A 15,958-nucleotide genomic window follows, 5' to 3' on the forward strand; every position below is an offset into this window, starting at 1 on the left:
TCCCGCGGCGGGCGATCCCGCGACGGCCGGCGCGGCGCGTCAGCGCGCCGGTGCGAGCCGCCCGATCAACCCCGCATGCCGCGGATGCCGCGCCTTCAGCGCGTCCACCTCCGCGAGTTCGAACTCGCTGAATTCGAAACCCGGCGCGACCGTGCAGCCGACCAGCGCGAACGATGCCGGATCGGCGCACTCGGCCGCGAACCACAAGCCGGCCGGCACGACGGCCTGACAGACCGTATCGGGATGCGTGAGCGGATTGCCGAGCCGGTGCGTGACGAGCGCACCGCCGGCATCACTTTCATCGAGCACGTGGACCAGCAGCGGCTCGCCGGCATAGAAATGCCAGACTTCATCGGAACGGATCCGATGCCACGCCGAATGCGCGCCGTCGCACAGCAAGTAATGGATCGCAGTCGACGCCGCACGGGCGTTCCCAACCTCGCTCGGTTCGCCGACGCGCAGCACACGCGCGGCCGAGCGGTAGGTCTCCGCAAAAAAGCCGCCTTCAGGATGGGGCTTCAGATCGAAGCGGCGGATCAGTTCGTCTGCGATCGCGCGCGAATCCGGCATTGTCCGCCTCCTCGGCGATAGTTAGACGCCGCTCAATGCTCGCGTTCGTCGAGCAGCGCCAGCAGGCCGCGCAGCGCGTGCGCCGCGGCCTGCACGCGGATCTGGTCGCGGTCGCCCTTGAAAATCTTCGTTTCCACCGATGTGTGCAGCCGGTTGCTCCAACTGAACGACACCATGCCGACAGGCTTGGTTTCCGTGCCGCCGCCGGGGCCGGCGACGCCGGTGATCGACAGCGACACCTGCGCTCGGCTGTTGCGCAGCGCGCCTTCGGCCATCGCTCGTGCGACCGGCTCGCTGACCGCGCCGTGCTTTTCGATCAGGTCGGCCGGCACGCCGATCATTTCGCTTTTCGCCTGGTTCGAATACGTGACGAAGCCGCGTTCGAACCAGCCGCTGCTGCCGGAGATGTCGGTGATCGCGGTCGCGACCATGCCGCCCGTGCAGGACTCGGCGGTCACGAGCATCAGGCGCTCGTCGCGCAGACGGTTGCTCACGCGGATCGCAAGCTGGTGAACGACGGAATCGGTAGGCATGGCGTCAGTCAATCCGGAAAACGAAGCCGGCCGGGCGGCGCGGCGAGCGGCAGGGGCTGGGCGGCGACCAAAAGAGTCGAACGGTACTCGAACGGTGAACAGGCAGCGCTCAAACCGACATCCGCCACAGCGCAATCACCAGCAACGTAAAAAATGCGGCGATCAGGTCATCGAACATGATGCCAAAGCCACCTTTCAGCCGGCGGTCGAAGTAGCCGATCGGCGGCGGCTTCACCATGTCGAAGAAGCGGAAGATCAGGAACGCCCACACCTGGCCGGTGAGCGTGGCAGGCGTGACCATCAGCAGCACGAGCCAGAACGCGACGATTTCGTCCCACACGACCGCCGACGGATCCTCGACGCCGAGCCGCTTCGCGGTAAAGCCGCACAACGCGATGCCGGCGAGAAAGCCGACGCCGATCAGCACGCCCCATTCAATAACTGTCAGATAACGACTCAGCACCGCGAACGAGGCCCACCCGAGCAGCGTGCCCATCGTGCCCGGTGCGACGGGCGACAGCCCGCTGCCGAAGCCGAGCGACAGAAGGTGGACTGGATGCGACAGCATGAAGCGCGCGGTCGCGCGGCGCGGCTGAGCAGGCTTCGGCTCGCGCGGTCCAGGCGGCTGGGGCGGCTCGCCGCCGAGGAAGTCGTCGGCGGGGCCGAGCGGGGGGTCATTCTGCATGAAAGTGATCGAAACCTTGCAAGGTCAGAGTGAGCGGCGCGCCGCTGGCGTTGCGCCACGCGATGGCCGGGCGGTCGGTGACCGCCTCCAGTGCGCTTATTGTACCGATGCGGGTGACCGGCACGGCGGCCTTCTGCGCGGCGGCCTCGACCGCGGCGCGCGCGGCGGCGGGCGCGGTGAAGCACAGCTCGTAGTCGTCGCCGCCGGCGAGCGTGCAGCGCTGCTGGACGTCGGGCGGCAGGCGGCGTAGCGCGGCCGAGCGCGGCACCGCATCGACGTCGACGCTCGCGCCCACCGACGAGCGTTCGAGGATGTGCCGCAGATCGCCGGCGAGTCCATCCGACAGGTCGAGCGCCGCGTGTGCGATGCCGCGCAGCGCGAGGCCGAGCGCGATGCGCGGCTCGGGGCGTTCGAGCGCCCGGCGGAACGTCGCGGCGTCATTCGGGGTGGCGGACCATTCGCCGCGCTGCGCGCCGAGGCCGGCGCGCGCGTCGCCGAGAGTGCCGGAGATCCAGATGTCGTCGCCGGGTTGCGCGGCATCGCGGCGCAAGGCTGTTCGTGGCGGCACGCTGCCGAATACCGTAATGCACAGATTGAGCGGCCCGCCTGTCGTATCGCCGCCGATCAGCTCGCAACCGTAGCGCTCGGCGAGCGCGAACAGGCCTTCGCTGAAACCGGAAAGCCAGGCTTCGTCGGCTTTCGGCAGCGAGAAGGCCAGCGTGAACGCCCGCGGCTGCGCGCCCATTGCGGCGAGGTCAGACAGATTGACGGCAAGCGCCTTGTGACCGAGCGCTTCGGGATCGATATCGGCGAAGAAATGACGGCCTTCGACCAGCATGTCCGTCGATATCGCCAGCATTTCGCCGGCAGGCGGCGCCAGCAACGCGCAATCGTCGCCGATGCCGAGCGTGCCGCCTTCGGCATTGGCGGGCCGCACGGCGGCGGCGCGGCGGGCAAAGAAACGATCGATCAGCGAAAACTCGGAAAGCATGATGGCGGACGGTGAGCGGAGAACGATTGGAGAAATGGCGCGGATCAGGGTGATTGAGCGTGATGCCCCGTCGCAAGCGCCTGACCATCCGGACAACGGGCAACGCGCCCTTTCACGCTGTTTCAGTCGCGGCTGTTGTACCCGTATTGAAGGAATTGCGTAGGCAATTGGGGCTACAATGCCGTCGAACGTCTATTCTAATCTGCCCTCCGAAGCCCGCCTTATGTCGAATCCCGTCAATACCAAACTCCGCGAAGCAGCTCTCGATTACCACGAGTTTCCGACTCCCGGCAAAATCGCGATCGCCCCGACCAAGCAGATGATCAACCAGCGCGACCTCGCGCTGGCGTATTCGCCTGGCGTCGCGTTCGCGTGCGAGGAAATCGTCGAGAGCCCGCTGAACGCCGCGCGCTTCACCGCGCGCAGCAACCTCGTTGGCGTCGTCACGAACGGGACCGCGGTGCTGGGTCTCGGCAACATCGGGCCGCTCGCGTCGAAGCCGGTCATGGAAGGCAAGGCCGTCCTGTTCAAGAAGTTCGCCGGCATCGACGTGTTCGATATCGAGATCAACGAGAGCGATCCGCACAAGCTGGTCGAGGTGATCGCCGCGCTCGAACCGACCTTCGGCGGCATCAACCTCGAAGACATCAAGGCGCCGGACTGCTTCATCGTCGAGCGCGAATGCCGCAAGCGCATGAAGATTCCGGTCTTCCACGACGACCAGCACGGCACCGCGATCGTCGTCGCGGCGGCGGTCACCAACGGCCTGAAGGTCGTCGGCAAGGACATCAAGGAAGTCAAGCTGGTCGCGTCGGGCGCGGGCGCGGCGGCGCTCGCGTGTCTGGACCTGCTGGTCGACATCGGCCTGCCGCTCGAAAACATCACCGTGACCGACCTCGCGGGCGTCGTGTACAAGGGCCGCACCGAACTGATGGACCCGGACAAGGAGCGTTTCGCGCGTGAAACCGACGCGCGCTCGCTTGCCGAGGTGATCGAAGGCGCGGACGTGTTCCTCGGGTTGTCGGCCGGCGGCGTGCTCAAGCAGGACATGGTCAAGCAGATGGCCGCCAGGCCGCTGATCCTCGCGCTTGCGAACCCGACGCCGGAAATCCTGCCGGAACTCGCGCTCGAAGTGCGTCCGGACGCGGTGCTGTGCACGGGCCGCACCGACTACCCGAACCAGGTCAACAACGTGCTCGTGTTCCCGTTTCTGTTCCGCGGCGCGCTCGACGCCGGCGCGACGACGGTCACGCGCGAAATGGAAATCGCCGCCGTCAACGCGATCGCCGAGCTGGCGCGCCAGGAGCAGAGCGACATCGTCGCGACCGCGTACGGCATCCAGGATCTATCGTTCGGACCGGAATACCTGATTCCGAAACCCTTCGATCCGCGTCTGATCGTGAAGGTCGCGCCCGCGGTGGCGAAGGCCGCGATGGAATGCGGCGTCGCCGAGCGTCCAATCGAGGACATGGACGCGTATGCGCAGCATCTGCAGCAGTTCGTTTATCACAGCGGCACGACGATGAAGCCGATCTTCCAGCTCGCGCGCAGCGTCGAGCCGGAGAAGAAGCGCATCGTGTTCGCGGAAGGCGAAGAAGAGCGTGTGCTGCGCGCGATGCAGATCATCGTCGACGAAAAGCTCGCAAAGCCGATCCTGATCGGCCGACCGGCCGTGATCGAGCAGCGGGTCGCGCGTTATGGCCTGCGGCTCGTCGCGGGGCAGGACTACACGGTCGTCAACACCGATCATGACGAACGTTACCGCGAGTTCTGGCAGGAATACGCGAAGATGATGTCGCGCAAGGGCATCACGACGCAGATGGCCAAGCTCGAGATGCGCCGCCGCACCACGCTGATTGGCTCGATGATGGTCAACAAGGGCGAGGCGGACGGCATGATCTGCGGTACGGTCAGCACCACACACCGCCACCTGCACTTCATCGATCAGGTGATCGGCAAGAAGCCCGGCGCGAAAGTCTATGCGGCGATGAACGCGCTGGTGCTGCCGAATCGGCAGATTTTCCTCGTCGATACGCACGTGAACGTCGATCCGACACCGGCCGAGCTGGCTGAGATCACGATCATGGCAGCCGAGGAAGTGCGCCGTTTCGGCATCGAGCCGAAGGTTGCACTCGTGTCGCACTCGAACTTCGGTTCGAGCAACGCGCCGACGGCGCAGAAGATGCGCGATACGCTCGAGATCCTGCGCGAACGCGCGCCGGGGCTGCAAGTTGACGGCGAAATGCACGGCGACGTCGCGCTCGACGCCAACCTGCGCCGTGAGGTATTGCCCGATTCGACGCTCGAAGGCGACGCGAACCTGCTGGTGCTGCCGAACATCGACGCGGCCAATATCTCGTACAACCTGCTGAAGACGGCGGCCGGCAACAACATTGCGATTGGCCCAATTCTGCTTGGCGCGGCCAAGCCGGTGCACGTGCTGACGCCGTCGGCGACGGTGCGCCGGATCGTCAACATGACGGCGCTGCTGGTCGCGGACGTCAGCGCAACCCGCTAACCGCGCATCGTGATCGGGCCGCGACGGGCCCGGCGCCGGTTTTCCAACCGGCCGTACCTGAAAAAAAAGGCGTGCCCGCAATGGGCACGCCCTCAGGGCAAGCTGGGGATCGCCACCCCGAAAAATGGCAATGACACGGCCTTTCGGCTCAGTGGTTTCAGGCTCTAACAACCGCAATCGAGCGCCTCTGCCAGCGGCCGCTTGCACCGCCCGCACTGCATTCGATCACGATTGAGCTCAGTTTAGCCTGATCGAGCTAAACATTCTGTCAAAAGTCGTCAAAGTCCCCGCCACCGGCTTTTCCGCGGGGTGAGGCGGGGTGCCATCGGCCGTCGAACGTTGATTCCAAAGGCTATTAGCGATACCCTTACGACTTTCATGGTCGTCAAACTCGTGATCTGACAGCGGGGAAACCTGATACATGGCACGCAACTGGTTGCGCATGAAAGGCGTGCTGATCGGTGCCGCCGCACTCTGCGTGTTGTCCAGTTCCGCGCCCGAAGCGCTGGCGCGAGATTACTCGGCGCCAACTGGGGTGGAAGCGCAGGTGGGCACCATCGCGCTGGCGCAATTGCCGCGCGAGGCGGTCAATACGTTGAACCTCATTGCCGCCGGCGGGCCTTACCCGTATCAGAAGGACGGCATCGTATTCGGCAACTACGAACGGGTGCTGCCCGCCCACCGGCGCGGCTATTACCACGAATACACCGTCCCCACGCCTCACGCGCGTAATCGCGGGGCGCGCCGCATCGTCTGCGGAGGTCCGCTACAGCGGACCGACAATTGTTATTACTCGGACGACCATTACACCAGTTTTAACCATATTGTTGAATGACATTGGGATGAACGGCATGAGCGACAACATCTACGCGCACGATTCCGGAGTCGCGACGGATCTTTTCGCGGCCGGCGACGGCAATTTGTTCCAACGCGTCATGAAGATGCGCGCCGGCGAGCAGGGTCGCGACAATCAAAGCGAGGCTGCCACGGTGGTTTCATCGAACGAGGAGCCCATGAGCCTTTTCAGGACGGTGCGGCCGAACATCGTGCAGTCGATCCGCGCGTTCCGCGTGCAGGATCTCGCCGACGAGGCCAACCTGCTCGGCCAGCACTTTCTGTATGCGTACTGCGCGAACGCCGCCTCGAAGCAGGAAGTGCTCGAGACGATTGCGACGTCGTTCCTGTTTCCCAGGCATTTCGGCAAGAACTACGACGCGCTCTACGACTGCCTGACCGACCTCGTGCACAAGGCCGGCGCGCAGCCCGGCTTCGTGATCGTGCTCGAACACCTGCCGATCGCGCAGAAATTCGACAAGGAAGGGCGCGAGACGCTGCTCGACGTGTTCCGTGAAGCGGCCGAATTCTGGGCCGAGCGCAAGGTCGCGTTCCGGGTGTTCTACTCGTTCGCTTGAAGTTCGCCGGATTTTCGCCTGTTCAGGCGTAGCTGCTTGAGTCTGACAGTGAACGTCGCGGTATAAACGGCAAAGGCCCGCTAACTGGCGGGCCTTTGCTTTTGTCGCGCTGCTAGGGCAAGCACCCGCTCACCAGCCGCCCCAGCGCGCCGCGAGCCCCGCCAACACTGCGATTCCGACGGTCTCTGTGCGCAGCACACGCGGTCCCAAGCCAATCGCGGTAAAGCCCTGTTCGCCGGCGGCGGCTTCCTCGTCGGCGCAAAGGCCGCCTTCGGGGCCGATCAGCAGCGTCACGCCACCAGGCGGCGGCGCGTCAGGCAGGGCCGCAAAGCCGATGCTCGCGCGCGGCGATAACAGCAGGCGCAGCTCGTCAGGCGCCGGCTCGCGCGACAGCGTATCGAGCCACGCGCCAATCTCGCACACCGGCATCACGTCCGGAAGCCGATTACGTCCGCACTGTTCGCACGACGCCCGCACCACACCCTGCCAGTGCTGCTGCCGCCGCTGCGCGCGCTCGCCGGTAAGCCGCACGACGCTGCGCGCGGTCGCGAGCGGCACGAAGCCCGAGGCGCCGAGTTCGACCGCCTTCTCGATCAGCCAGTCCATCTTGTCGCCGCCGGCGATGCCTTGGGCGAGCGTCAGCCGATACGGCGGCTCGACCTCGATCGCGCGAAATTCGCCGATTTTCACGCGAGCCGCACGACGCTCGACCTCGACGAGTTCGGCGCCGTATTCGCCGCCCTGGCCGTTGAACAACGCCAGGGAATCGCCTGGCTGCAGACGCAGCACGGCCACGTGGCGCACGACGTCGTCGGGCAGTGCAATCACGTCGTCGGCGTAAAGCGGGATATCAACAAAAAAACGGGGCATCGACGGGAGACTCTTGAATTCAGGACAGGTGGCGGGCGAGTGCCCAGCGATAGCCGTCGATATCCTCGACCTGCGCGAAGCGGTCGCCCCAGAACTGGTCCTGTGGCTCGCTCAGCGACTTCGCGCCGGCCGCGAGCGCGCGAGCATACACGGCGTCGACGTCCTCGACATAGACATAGAACGATTGCGGCGCGATCGTGCCCGCGCTTTTCGGCGTCTTCGCGGTCGAGCCGAACGCGCCTTCAGGCGCGAACATCACGATCAGCTGGCCTTGATAGGTCATCTCGACGTGCATGACGACGCCGTCGTCCTGCACGCTGTCGCGCACGTCGAAACCGAACGCCGCCGAGAAGAATGCCGTCGACGCGCGCGCGTCGCGCACCGTCAGATAGGGGGTGAGCCAGGGCACACCGGCGGGGTGGGGGGCGGTCATGGAGTTCTCCGGATCTCGTGAGGCGGCGAGGCCACGGTTGCGGGTTTCGGTCGGGCGCGGCACGCCGGCATCACACGAACCGATTCGCGCAAGGTGTCCGCGCTTCAAAAGGACGACTTCGTCAACGGGCTCAGTTTATCGCGCGCCGATCGCGCCGCCGAGAATAGCCCCGCGTGCAGGGCTGGTTCGTAATGACGCAGCGAATCGATGCCGCGCGCGGCGAGACGCTCGGTGAGCGTGTCGGCGGTGAGCGCGGCGGGGTCGAGCGTGTCGCTGGCGATCGCCATCAGCCATAGCGAGCCGTAGAGCGGCACGAAGGTGCCTAGCGTGCGCACCTGTGCGAACGCGGCGTGCAGATCGCCGAGCAGCGCGGCGATGCGCGGCGCGTGGTGGTACGGCGAGCCGAGATGGAGCGACAGCAACGCATCAGCACGTAGCACGCGCTTCAACTGCGCGTAGAAGGTCGGCGTGTACAGGCCGGCCGCAGGCGAATCGGGTGGCGTCAGGTCGAATACGACGAGGTCGAACTGCGCGGCCGCGACGTTCGTTGCACCCTGCGTCGCGCGGGCCGCCGCCGCGACGTAGTCCGCCGCATCGCCGATCACCAGCTCGACGCGCGGATCGTCGAACGCACCGCCATGCACCTGCGGCAAATGTCCGCGCGTGAGCCGCACGACCTCGGGATCGAGCTCCGCGACGACGATCCGCTCGATGCCCGGATGCCTGAGCAATTGCCTCGCGGCCCCGCCATCGCCGCCGCCGAGCACCAGCGCCGCGCGCGGCGCCGGATGCGCGAGCGCGGCCGGATGCACCATGCATTCGTGGTAGATGAACTCGTCGCCTGCGGACGTCATCGGACGGCCGTCGAGCGTGAACAGCGCGCCGAGCTGCGGCGTGTCCCAGATCTCGATCGTCTGATAACGGGATTCGACACGCTCGACGAGGCGCGCGTGAGGAAAGCCGTAGACGGCGTCGGGACAAGGCTGGAACAATAGCGGGGCGTTCACGGCGGACGGGCTCGATCGGTAGTGCGGGCACACAGCTGCTCGAATTGTAAATGCCGCCTGGCGGTGTGCGTTGAACCTCGCGGCCAGGCGGCTTTCCGGCCGGGTAGGGGTTAACCTTCTGCTAGAATGTGACGCTTTCAGCCTTGTCCGCTTGCTCTGCCCGTTTCGCGTCTCCTGGCGCCGCATCGTGCGCCGTAGCGAAGTGACCGCCGAGCTCCCGGGCCTCAAGCGCGCCCCCGCTTTCTGACTTTGTCTCCGGACTCGACATGACGACCCCGTCTCCCGCACCCACCTCCCTGATGGCCAACGCGATCCGCGCGTTGGCCATGGACGCCGTTCAAAAGGCGAACTCCGGTCACCCCGGCATGCCGATGGGCATGGCCGAAATCGGCGTCGCCCTGTGGTCGCGTCATCTGCGCCATAACCCGAAGAACCCGCAATGGGCCGATCGCGACCGCTTCGTGCTGTCGAACGGTCACGGCTCGATGCTGCTGTACTCGCTGCTGCATCTGACCGGCTACGACCTGCCGATGGACGAGCTGAAGAACTTCCGCCAGCTCCATTCGAAGACGCCGGGTCACCCGGAATACGGCATCACGCCGGGCGTCGAGACGACCACCGGCCCGCTCGGCCAGGGTCTCGCGAACGCGGTCGGCATGGCGCTCGCCGAATCGCTGCTCGCCACCGAATTCAACAAGCCCGACGCCAGGATCGTCGATCACCACACGTACGTGTTCGTCGGCGACGGCTGCCTGATGGAAGGCATCTCGCACGAAGCCTGCTCGCTCGCGGGCGTGCTGAAGCTGAACAAGCTGATCGCGTTCTACGACGACAACGGCATTTCGATCGACGGCGAAGTGGTGCACTGGTTCCACGACGACACGCCGAAGCGCTTCGAAGCATACGGCTGGAACGTGATCCCGAACGTGGTCGGCCATGACGTCGACGCGGTCGACGCGGCGATCAGGCAGGCGAAGCTATCGGACAAGCCGACGCTGATCTGCTGCAAGACCGTGATCGGTGAAGGCGCGCCGACCAAGGCGGGCTCGCACGATTCGCACGGCGCGCCGCTCGGCGACAAGGAAATCGCGGCGACGCGCGAAGCGATCGGCTGGAAGTGGGAGCCGTTCGTGATCCCGCAGGAAGTCTACACGGCATGGGACGCGAAGGAAGCGGGCGCGCGCTTCGAAGCGGAATGGGACGAGGCGTTCGCTGCCTACGCGGCGAAGTACCCGCAGGAAGCGGCCGAATTCAAGCGCCGCAGCGCGAAGCAACTGCCGGCCGACTGGAAAGATAAGGCGAAAGCGATCATCGCCGGCGCGAACGAGCGCGCTGAGACCGTGGCGACGCGTAAGGCATCGCAGCAGGCCATCGAAGGTCTGTCGGCCGTGTTGCCCGAACTGCTCGGCGGTTCCGCCGACCTGACCGGCTCGAACCTCACCAACTGGAAGGCCGCCAAGCCGGTGCGCGTGAATGCCGAAGGCCGTGCCGCCGGCAACTACGTGAATTACGGCGTGCGCGAATTCGGCATGAGCGCGGCGATCAACGGCGTCGCGCTGCACGGCGGCTACAAGGCGTTCGGCGGCACGTTCCTGACGTTCTCCGACTACAGCCGCAACGCGCTGCGCGTCGCCGCGCTGATGAAGTCGCCGTCGATCTTCGTGTTCACGCACGACTCGATCGGTCTCGGCGAAGACGGCCCGACCCACCAGTCGATCGAACACGTCGCGAGCCTGCGCCTGATCCCGAATCTGCAAACGTGGCGCCCGGCCGACACGGTCGAAACCGCGGTGGCCTGGACCCATGCGATCGAGCATGAAGGTCCGTCGTGCCTGATCTTCAGTCGCCAGAACCTGCAGTTCAACGAGCGCACCGACGCGCAGATCGCCAACATCGAGAAGGGCGGCTACGTGCTGCGCGACTGGGATGAAGAGATCGTCGCGCGTAAGATCATCCTGATCGCGACGGGCTCGGAAGTCGAACTCGCGATGAAAGCCGTCGAGCCGCTCGCGCGCGAAGGCATCGCCGCCCGCGTCGTGTCGATTCCGTCGACGACCGTGTTCGACAGGCAGGACGCCGAGTACCGCGAACGCGTGCTGCCGCATGGCGTGCGTCGCGTCGCGATCGAAGCGGGCGTGTCGGATTTCTGGCGCAAGTACGTGGGTCTGGAAGGCGGCGTGGTCGGCATCGACACGTTCGGCGAATCGGCCCCGGCAGGCGTGCTGTTCAAGCATTTCGGTTTCACCGTCGAGCACGTGGTGGCGACGGTCAAGGCCGCGCTCGGCTGATGGTTGCGTCGCATTGCCGTTGCGCCCCTCGTGGCTGCGCGCGGCAACGCACCGAACCGGAAGTCCGACCAGGCGAACATAGACGGATTTTTTAGCCATCAGGAGATAAATCATGACGATTCGCGTCGCAATCAACGGCTACGGCCGGATCGGCCGCAATACCCTGCGCGCCTTCTATGAAAACGGCAAGAAGCACGATATCGAAATCGTCGCCATCAACGATCTGGGCGATGCGAAGACCAACGCCCACCTGACGCAGTACGACACCGCGCACGGCAAGTTCCCGGGCGACGTGTCGGTGGACGGCGACTACCTCGTCGTGAACGGCGACAAGATCCGCGTGCTGGCGAACCGCAACCCGGCCGAACTGCCGTGGGGCGAGCTGGGCGTCGACGTCGTGATGGAGTGCACGGGCTTTTTCACGACCAAGGAAAAGGCGAGCGCGCACATCAAGGGCGGCGCGAAGAAGGTCATCATCTCGGCGCCGGGCGGTAAGGACGTCGACGCGACCGTCGTCTACGGCGTGAACCACAACGTGCTGAAGGCATCGGACACGGTCATCTCGAACGCATCGTGCACGACCAACTGCCTCGCGCCGCTGGTCAAGCCGCTGAACGACAAGATCGGCCTCGTGAACGGCCTGATGACGACGATCCACGCGTACACGAACGACCAGGTTCTGACCGACGTGTACCACGAAGACCTGCGCCGCGCGCGTTCGGCCACGCATAGCCAGATCCCGACCAAGACCGGCGCGGCATCGGCGGTCGGCCTCGTGCTGCCGGAACTGAACGGCAAGCTCGACGGCTACGCAATCCGCGTCCCGACGATCAACGTGTCGGTCGTCGACCTGTCGTTCATCGCCGCGCGCGACACGACGGTCGAGGAAGTCAACGCGATCATGAAGGAAGCATCGGAAGGCGCGCTGAAGGGCGTCCTCGGTTACAACGACGCACCGCTCGTGTCGATCGACTACAACCACAATCCGGCTTCGTCGACGTTCGACTCGACGCTGACCAAGGTGTCGGGCCGTCTCGTGAAGGTGTCGAGCTGGTACGACAACGAGTGGGGCTTCTCGAACCGCATGCTGGACACGGCTGTGGCGCTCGCGAACGCGAAGTAAGTTTCGGGTTTCACGCTGCATGAAAAAGCCGCTCTTCGGAGCGGTTTTTTTTCGTCTGCGATTTTTGCCGTCTACGGCGTGGGGAAATAGACGCCGGCGCGCTGCGCGGCGTTCGCGATGTGCGTCTCGATCGCCTTGCCCGCGGCGAGCGAATCGCGGGCCTTCAACGCGTCGAGAATCGCGCGATGTTCGGTGTACGTGGACAGCACCCGCTCGCGCCGGTAGAACGGCATGCGCTGGCTTTCCTGCATGATCTCGGCGCTGCTGCGCAGGATCGACTCGATCGCCGCATTGCCCGCGATGCTGACGATGCGCATATGGAACGCGTAGTCGAGCCGAGCCGCTTCGTCGAGTTCCTCGCAGGCGAGCGCGCTTTGCATCGCGGTGATGTTTTCCTCGAGCCACGCGAGGTCGTCGTTGGTGACCGCGAGCACCGCCATGCGCGCGACGAAGCCTTCGAGCGCGTAGCGCATCTGATACGTGTCGGGCAGCGACGACTGCTCGGCGAAGCGCCACGCCTGCGCGTTTTTCGCCTGCGCGCTTTCCACGTAGACGCCCTTGCCGGGGCGGATCACCAGCAGACCAAGCGCTTCCAGCGTGGACAGCGCTTCGCGCAGTGACGCGCGGCTGATCGACAGTTCATCGGATAGCTGGCGCTGCGCCGGCAGCAGACTGCCCACCGGATAGACGCCCCCCTCGATACGTTCGCGGATGGTCGCGATGGCCGCGTCGGTGACGGTGTGCGGGACGTTTTTCATGAGGGATCGCTCGGTAGCGTGGTCTGACCGCAATTCTAATCCTTGCGCGCGAGAAGGCGCGCCGCGCGCCGTCTGAAATCCCGAATCCGACCCGAAATCGCCGAAGAAACAACGGGTAAACACTGTTCGATGAGTTCTTGACGCGGGTATATCGGCTTCCTACTATTCGCCATAACAGCACTGGTCGGACCAGTCTGAACAGAAGTGACCGAGACAACCATCCGCAGGAGGAAGCCGTGTTGAAATTCTTCAATTCGCTATTTGGCCGGGTCGTGATAGCGCTCGTGGTCGGCATCGTGCTCGGTGCCGTGTTTCCGCATTTCGCGCAGTCCTTGCGGCCGCTTGGCGACGGCTTTCTGAAGCTGATCAAGATGGTGATCGGGCCGATCGTGTTCTGCGTGGTGGTGAGCGGCATGGCGCACGCGGGCGATCTGCGCAAGGTCGGCCGCGTCGGCTTGAAGTCGGTGATCTACTTCGAGGCGATGACGACGATCGCGCTCGTGATCGGCGCGGTGCTCGCTTACGCGACGCGTCCTGGTGCAGGTATGAACGTGAACCTGAACTCGCTCGATGCGGCGTCGCTCGCGACCTATACCGAGCACGCGAAGAGCCTGAAGGACACAGCGGGCTTCCTGCTGAAGATCATCCCCGACACGGCGATCAACGCGTTCGCGACCGGCGACATTCTGCAGATCCTCGTGTTCTCGGTGCTGTTCGGCTCGGCGCTGTCGCTGCTCGGCAAGCGCGCGCGCGCAGCGCGTGAGTGTTCTCGGCGCTGTCGCTGCTCGGCAAGCGCGCGCAGCGCGTGAGCGGGTTGATCGATGAGCTGTCGCAGGTGTTCTTCCGCGTGATGGGCTTCATCATCAAGCTCGCGCCGCTCGGCGTGCTCGGCGCGATCGCGTTCACGACCGGCACCTACGGCGTCGAGTCGCTGAAGCAGCTCGGCATGCTCGTGCTGGTGTTCTACGCGAGCTGCGCGGTGTTCGTCGTGCTCGTGCTCGGCGCGGTGATGCGGCTCGCCGGCTTCAGCATCTTCAAGCTGATCCGCTATCTGCGCGAAGAACTGTCGATCGTGCTCGGCACCGCGTCGTCCGACGCCGTGCTGCCGCAGATCATGCGCAAGCTCGAATGGATGGGCGTCAAGGATTCGACGGTCGGTCTCGTGATTCCGACCGGCTACTCGTTCAACCTCGACGGCTTCTCGATCTATCTGACGCTCGCCGTGCTGTTCATCGCGCAGGCGACCAACACGCCGCTGTCTATTCATGACCTGATCGTCGTCGTGCTGGTGTCGCTGGTGACGTCGAAGGGCGCGCACGGCATTCCGGGCTCTGCGATCGTGATTCTCGCGGCGACGCTCTCCGCGATTCCCGCGATTCCTGTGCTCGGTCTCGTGCTGATTCTGCCGGTCGACTGGTTCGTCGGCATCGCCCGGGCGCTCACCAACCTGATCGGCAACTGCGTCGCGACGGTGGTGGTCGCCGTGTGGGAAAACGATATCGACAAGGCGCGCGCGCATCGCGTGCTGAATCGCGACGCGGCGCTGCGCTACGTGCCAGTCGTCGACGACACGCTCGTCGAACCCGGTGCGGCCGAACCCGCGCCGGCGGTCTGACGGCTGCGCGGGGATCTGGTCTGACCAGACGAACCGGCATTCGCTTCCTGGATAGCTCCTCGACCTTTTTTCGCAAAGCCGGCGGTTGCCGTGGCGCCGCCGGCTGTTTCCGACCTCTTCGACACCGACCGACATCATGGCCAACCCGATCCTCGACCCGAACGCTCCCGCCTTCACACGCCGCTACATGAACCTCGCCGATCCGCGCCTCGGCGCGAAGGCGCTGTTCGCCAGCGACGAATTCTTCGCGCCGAAAGAGCGCATGCTCGACCCGCAGCCGGCGGTGTTCATCCCCGGCAAATACGACGACCACGGCAAGTGGATGGACGGCTGGGAGACGCGTCGCAAGCGCACGACCGGCCATGACCATTGCGTGATCCAGCTCGCGCGGCCGGGCGTCGTGCATGGGGTCGATCTCGATACGAGCCACTTCACCGGCAATTTCCCGCCGGCGGCGTCGATCGATGCCTGTCATAGCGACGCTGACGTGCCGCCCGAGCACGCCGACTGGCAGCCGCTCGTGCCGGCGACAACGCTACAGGGCAACCAGCATCACTACGTCGAGGTGAAAGACGCGCGCCCGGTCACCCATCTGCGCGTGAATCTGTATCCGGACGGCGGGCTCGCGCGACTGCGCGTGTATGGCCAGCCGCAGCGCGACTGGAGCCGCGTCGAGCGCGGCACGCTGCTCGATCTCGCCGCGATCGAAAACGGCGCGTACCTCGTCGCCGCGAACAACCAGCATTTCGGGCCGGCCTCGCAGATGCTGATGCCGGGCCGTGGCGTGAACATGGGCGACGGCTGGGAAACGCGGCGGCGTCGCGAGCCGGGCAACGACTGGGCGATCGTCGCGCTCGCGCGGCCCGGCGTGATCCGCAAGATCGAAGTGGACACCGCGCACTTCAAGGGCAACTTCCCGGATCGCTGCTCGCTGCAGGCGGCATCGGTGACCGGCGGCACCGACGATTCCCTCGTCACGCAGGCGATGTTCTGGCCGGTGCTGCTCGGCGAACAGAAACTGCAAATGGATCATGTGCACGCGTTCGCGGACGACCTCGCCGCGCTCGGGCCGCTCACGCACGTGCGCTTCAACATCTTCCCGGACGGCGGCGTGTCGCGCCTGCGTCTGTGGGGCGAGATCGCTTAACGCAAGCA

Annotated in this window: 14 protein-coding genes and 1 pseudogene; 7 read left to right on the top strand and 8 right to left on the bottom strand. The window is 65.3% G+C overall.

Translation table 11 applies throughout. The features are described from left to right. Positions 1-39 precede the first annotated feature (39 nt). From OKW30_RS21060 to thiL, 4 genes are all read right to left on the bottom strand, one after another. Positions 40-570, bottom strand: a complete 531-nt coding sequence (locus OKW30_RS21060) for a cupin domain-containing protein (protein ID WP_187609983.1) — start codon at positions 568-570, stop codon at positions 40-42. A gap of 32 nt (positions 571-602) precedes the next feature. Beyond that, the gene (locus tag OKW30_RS21065) at positions 603-1,103 is read right to left on the bottom strand and encodes a CinA family protein (RefSeq protein ID WP_184022908.1); all 501 of its coding nucleotides are present in this window, start codon (positions 1,101-1,103) and stop codon (positions 603-605) included. Between the two features lie 109 nt (positions 1,104-1,212). Further along, the gene (locus tag OKW30_RS21070; RefSeq protein ID WP_429347493.1) at positions 1,213-1,788 is read right to left on the bottom strand and encodes a phosphatidylglycerophosphatase A family protein; all 576 of its coding nucleotides are present in this window, start codon (positions 1,786-1,788) and stop codon (positions 1,213-1,215) included. Continuing rightward, positions 1,778-2,779, bottom strand: coding sequence for a thiamine-phosphate kinase (gene thiL, locus OKW30_RS21075; protein ID WP_184066799.1), 1,002 nt, complete (start codon positions 2,777-2,779; stop codon positions 1,778-1,780). The genes OKW30_RS21070 and thiL overlap by 11 nt, the downstream gene beginning before the upstream one ends. A 178-nt stretch (positions 2,780-2,957) precedes the next feature. Between thiL and OKW30_RS21080 the strand changes: the two genes are divergently transcribed. The 3 genes from OKW30_RS21080 (at position 2,958) to OKW30_RS21090 (ending at position 6,709) form a co-directional block, all read left to right on the top strand. After that, entirely contained in the window at positions 2,958-5,297 is a 2,340-nt protein-coding gene (locus tag OKW30_RS21080) for an NADP-dependent malic enzyme (protein ID WP_429347494.1), read from the top strand. 421 nt (positions 5,298-5,718) lie between these two features. After that, a complete protein-coding gene (locus OKW30_RS21085; RefSeq protein WP_429347495.1) occupies positions 5,719-6,132 on the top strand; it encodes a ribonuclease in 414 nt (137 codons plus the stop codon). 16 nt (positions 6,133-6,148) lie between these two features. Next, complete coding sequence (locus OKW30_RS21090) at positions 6,149-6,709, top strand: barstar family protein (protein WP_184066790.1); 561 nt, start codon at positions 6,149-6,151, stop codon at positions 6,707-6,709. A gap of 129 nt (positions 6,710-6,838) precedes the next feature. Here OKW30_RS21090 and OKW30_RS21095 read toward each other — a convergent pair whose 3' ends face one another. From OKW30_RS21095 to speE, 3 genes are all read right to left on the bottom strand, one after another. Further along, positions 6,839-7,579: a 16S rRNA (uracil(1498)-N(3))-methyltransferase gene (locus tag OKW30_RS21095; RefSeq protein ID WP_429293945.1), complete on the bottom strand. Its 741-nt coding sequence runs from the start codon at positions 7,577-7,579 to the stop codon at positions 6,839-6,841. A 19-nt stretch (positions 7,580-7,598) separates the two neighbouring features. After that, a complete protein-coding gene (locus tag OKW30_RS21100; RefSeq protein WP_090801864.1) occupies positions 7,599-8,012 on the bottom strand; it encodes a VOC family protein in 414 nt (137 codons plus the stop codon). A gap of 104 nt (positions 8,013-8,116) precedes the next feature. Then, the gene (gene speE, locus OKW30_RS21105) at positions 8,117-9,019 is read right to left on the bottom strand and encodes a polyamine aminopropyltransferase (protein ID WP_429347496.1); all 903 of its coding nucleotides are present in this window, start codon (positions 9,017-9,019) and stop codon (positions 8,117-8,119) included. A 266-nt stretch (positions 9,020-9,285) separates the two neighbouring features. Here speE and tkt point away from each other — a divergent pair, with 266 nt between their 5' ends. Both tkt and gap read left to right on the top strand, forming a co-directional pair. Next, positions 9,286-11,307, top strand: coding sequence for a transketolase (gene tkt, locus OKW30_RS21110; protein WP_184058466.1), 2,022 nt, complete (start codon positions 9,286-9,288; stop codon positions 11,305-11,307). A gap of 112 nt (positions 11,308-11,419) precedes the next feature. Continuing rightward, a complete protein-coding gene (gap, locus tag OKW30_RS21115; protein WP_184066779.1) occupies positions 11,420-12,430 on the top strand; it encodes a type I glyceraldehyde-3-phosphate dehydrogenase in 1,011 nt (336 codons plus the stop codon). Positions 12,431-12,501: 71 nt separating this feature from the next. Here the strand turns inward: gap and OKW30_RS21120 are convergent, their stop codons facing one another. Continuing rightward, positions 12,502-13,188 (bottom strand): FadR/GntR family transcriptional regulator, encoded by a 687-nt coding sequence (locus tag OKW30_RS21120; RefSeq protein ID WP_090801859.1) that lies wholly within the window; start codon positions 13,186-13,188, stop codon positions 12,502-12,504. A 236-nt stretch (positions 13,189-13,424) separates the two neighbouring features. Here OKW30_RS21120 and OKW30_RS21125 point away from each other — a divergent pair. Then, a pseudogene (locus tag OKW30_RS21125) lies at positions 13,425-14,803 on the top strand (C4-dicarboxylate transporter DctA). Between the two features lie 136 nt (positions 14,804-14,939). Then, the gene (gene alc / locus OKW30_RS21130) at positions 14,940-15,950 is read left to right on the top strand and encodes an allantoicase (protein ID WP_187628213.1); all 1,011 of its coding nucleotides are present in this window, start codon (positions 14,940-14,942) and stop codon (positions 15,948-15,950) included. The last annotated feature ends 8 nt before the right edge of the window (positions 15,951-15,958 follow it).

It is taken from the genome of Paraburkholderia sp. Clong3, from assembly GCF_050436485.1.
In the GTDB taxonomy this organism is placed as follows: Bacteria; Pseudomonadota; Gammaproteobacteria; order Burkholderiales; family Burkholderiaceae; genus Paraburkholderia; species Paraburkholderia tuberum.

What these genes read in the sequence shown, in the direction of transcription:
- OKW30_RS21060 (WP_187609983.1), bottom strand. Translation starts at nt 570, where the DNA reads ATGCCGGATTCGCGCGCGATCGCAGACGAACTGATCCGCCGCTTCGAT.
- OKW30_RS21065 (WP_184022908.1), bottom strand. Translation starts at nt 1,103, where the DNA reads ATGCCTACCGATTCCGTCGTTCACCAGCTTGCGATCCGCGTGAGCAAC.
- OKW30_RS21070 (WP_429347493.1), bottom strand. Translation starts at nt 1,788, where the DNA reads ATGCAGAATGACCCCCCGCTCGGCCCCGCCGACGACTTCCTCGGCGGC.
- thiL (WP_184066799.1), bottom strand. Translation starts at nt 2,779, where the DNA reads ATGCTTTCCGAGTTTTCGCTGATCGATCGTTTCTTTGCCCGCCGCGCC.
- OKW30_RS21080 (WP_429347494.1), top strand. Translation starts at nt 2,958, where the DNA reads ATGCCGTCGAACGTCTATTCTAATCTGCCCTCCGAAGCCCGCCTTATG.
- OKW30_RS21085 (WP_429347495.1), top strand. Translation starts at nt 5,719, where the DNA reads ATGGCACGCAACTGGTTGCGCATGAAAGGCGTGCTGATCGGTGCCGCC.
- OKW30_RS21090 (WP_184066790.1), top strand. Translation starts at nt 6,149, where the DNA reads ATGAGCGACAACATCTACGCGCACGATTCCGGAGTCGCGACGGATCTT.
- OKW30_RS21095 (WP_429293945.1), bottom strand. Translation starts at nt 7,579, where the DNA reads ATGCCCCGTTTTTTTGTTGATATCCCGCTTTACGCCGACGACGTGATT.
- OKW30_RS21100 (WP_090801864.1), bottom strand. Translation starts at nt 8,012, where the DNA reads ATGACCGCCCCCCACCCCGCCGGTGTGCCCTGGCTCACCCCCTATCTG.
- tkt (WP_184058466.1), top strand. Translation starts at nt 9,286, where the DNA reads ATGACGACCCCGTCTCCCGCACCCACCTCCCTGATGGCCAACGCGATC.
- gap (WP_184066779.1), top strand. Translation starts at nt 11,420, where the DNA reads ATGACGATTCGCGTCGCAATCAACGGCTACGGCCGGATCGGCCGCAAT.
- OKW30_RS21120 (WP_090801859.1), bottom strand. Translation starts at nt 13,188, where the DNA reads ATGAAAAACGTCCCGCACACCGTCACCGACGCGGCCATCGCGACCATC.
- alc (WP_187628213.1), top strand. Translation starts at nt 14,940, where the DNA reads ATGGCCAACCCGATCCTCGACCCGAACGCTCCCGCCTTCACACGCCGC.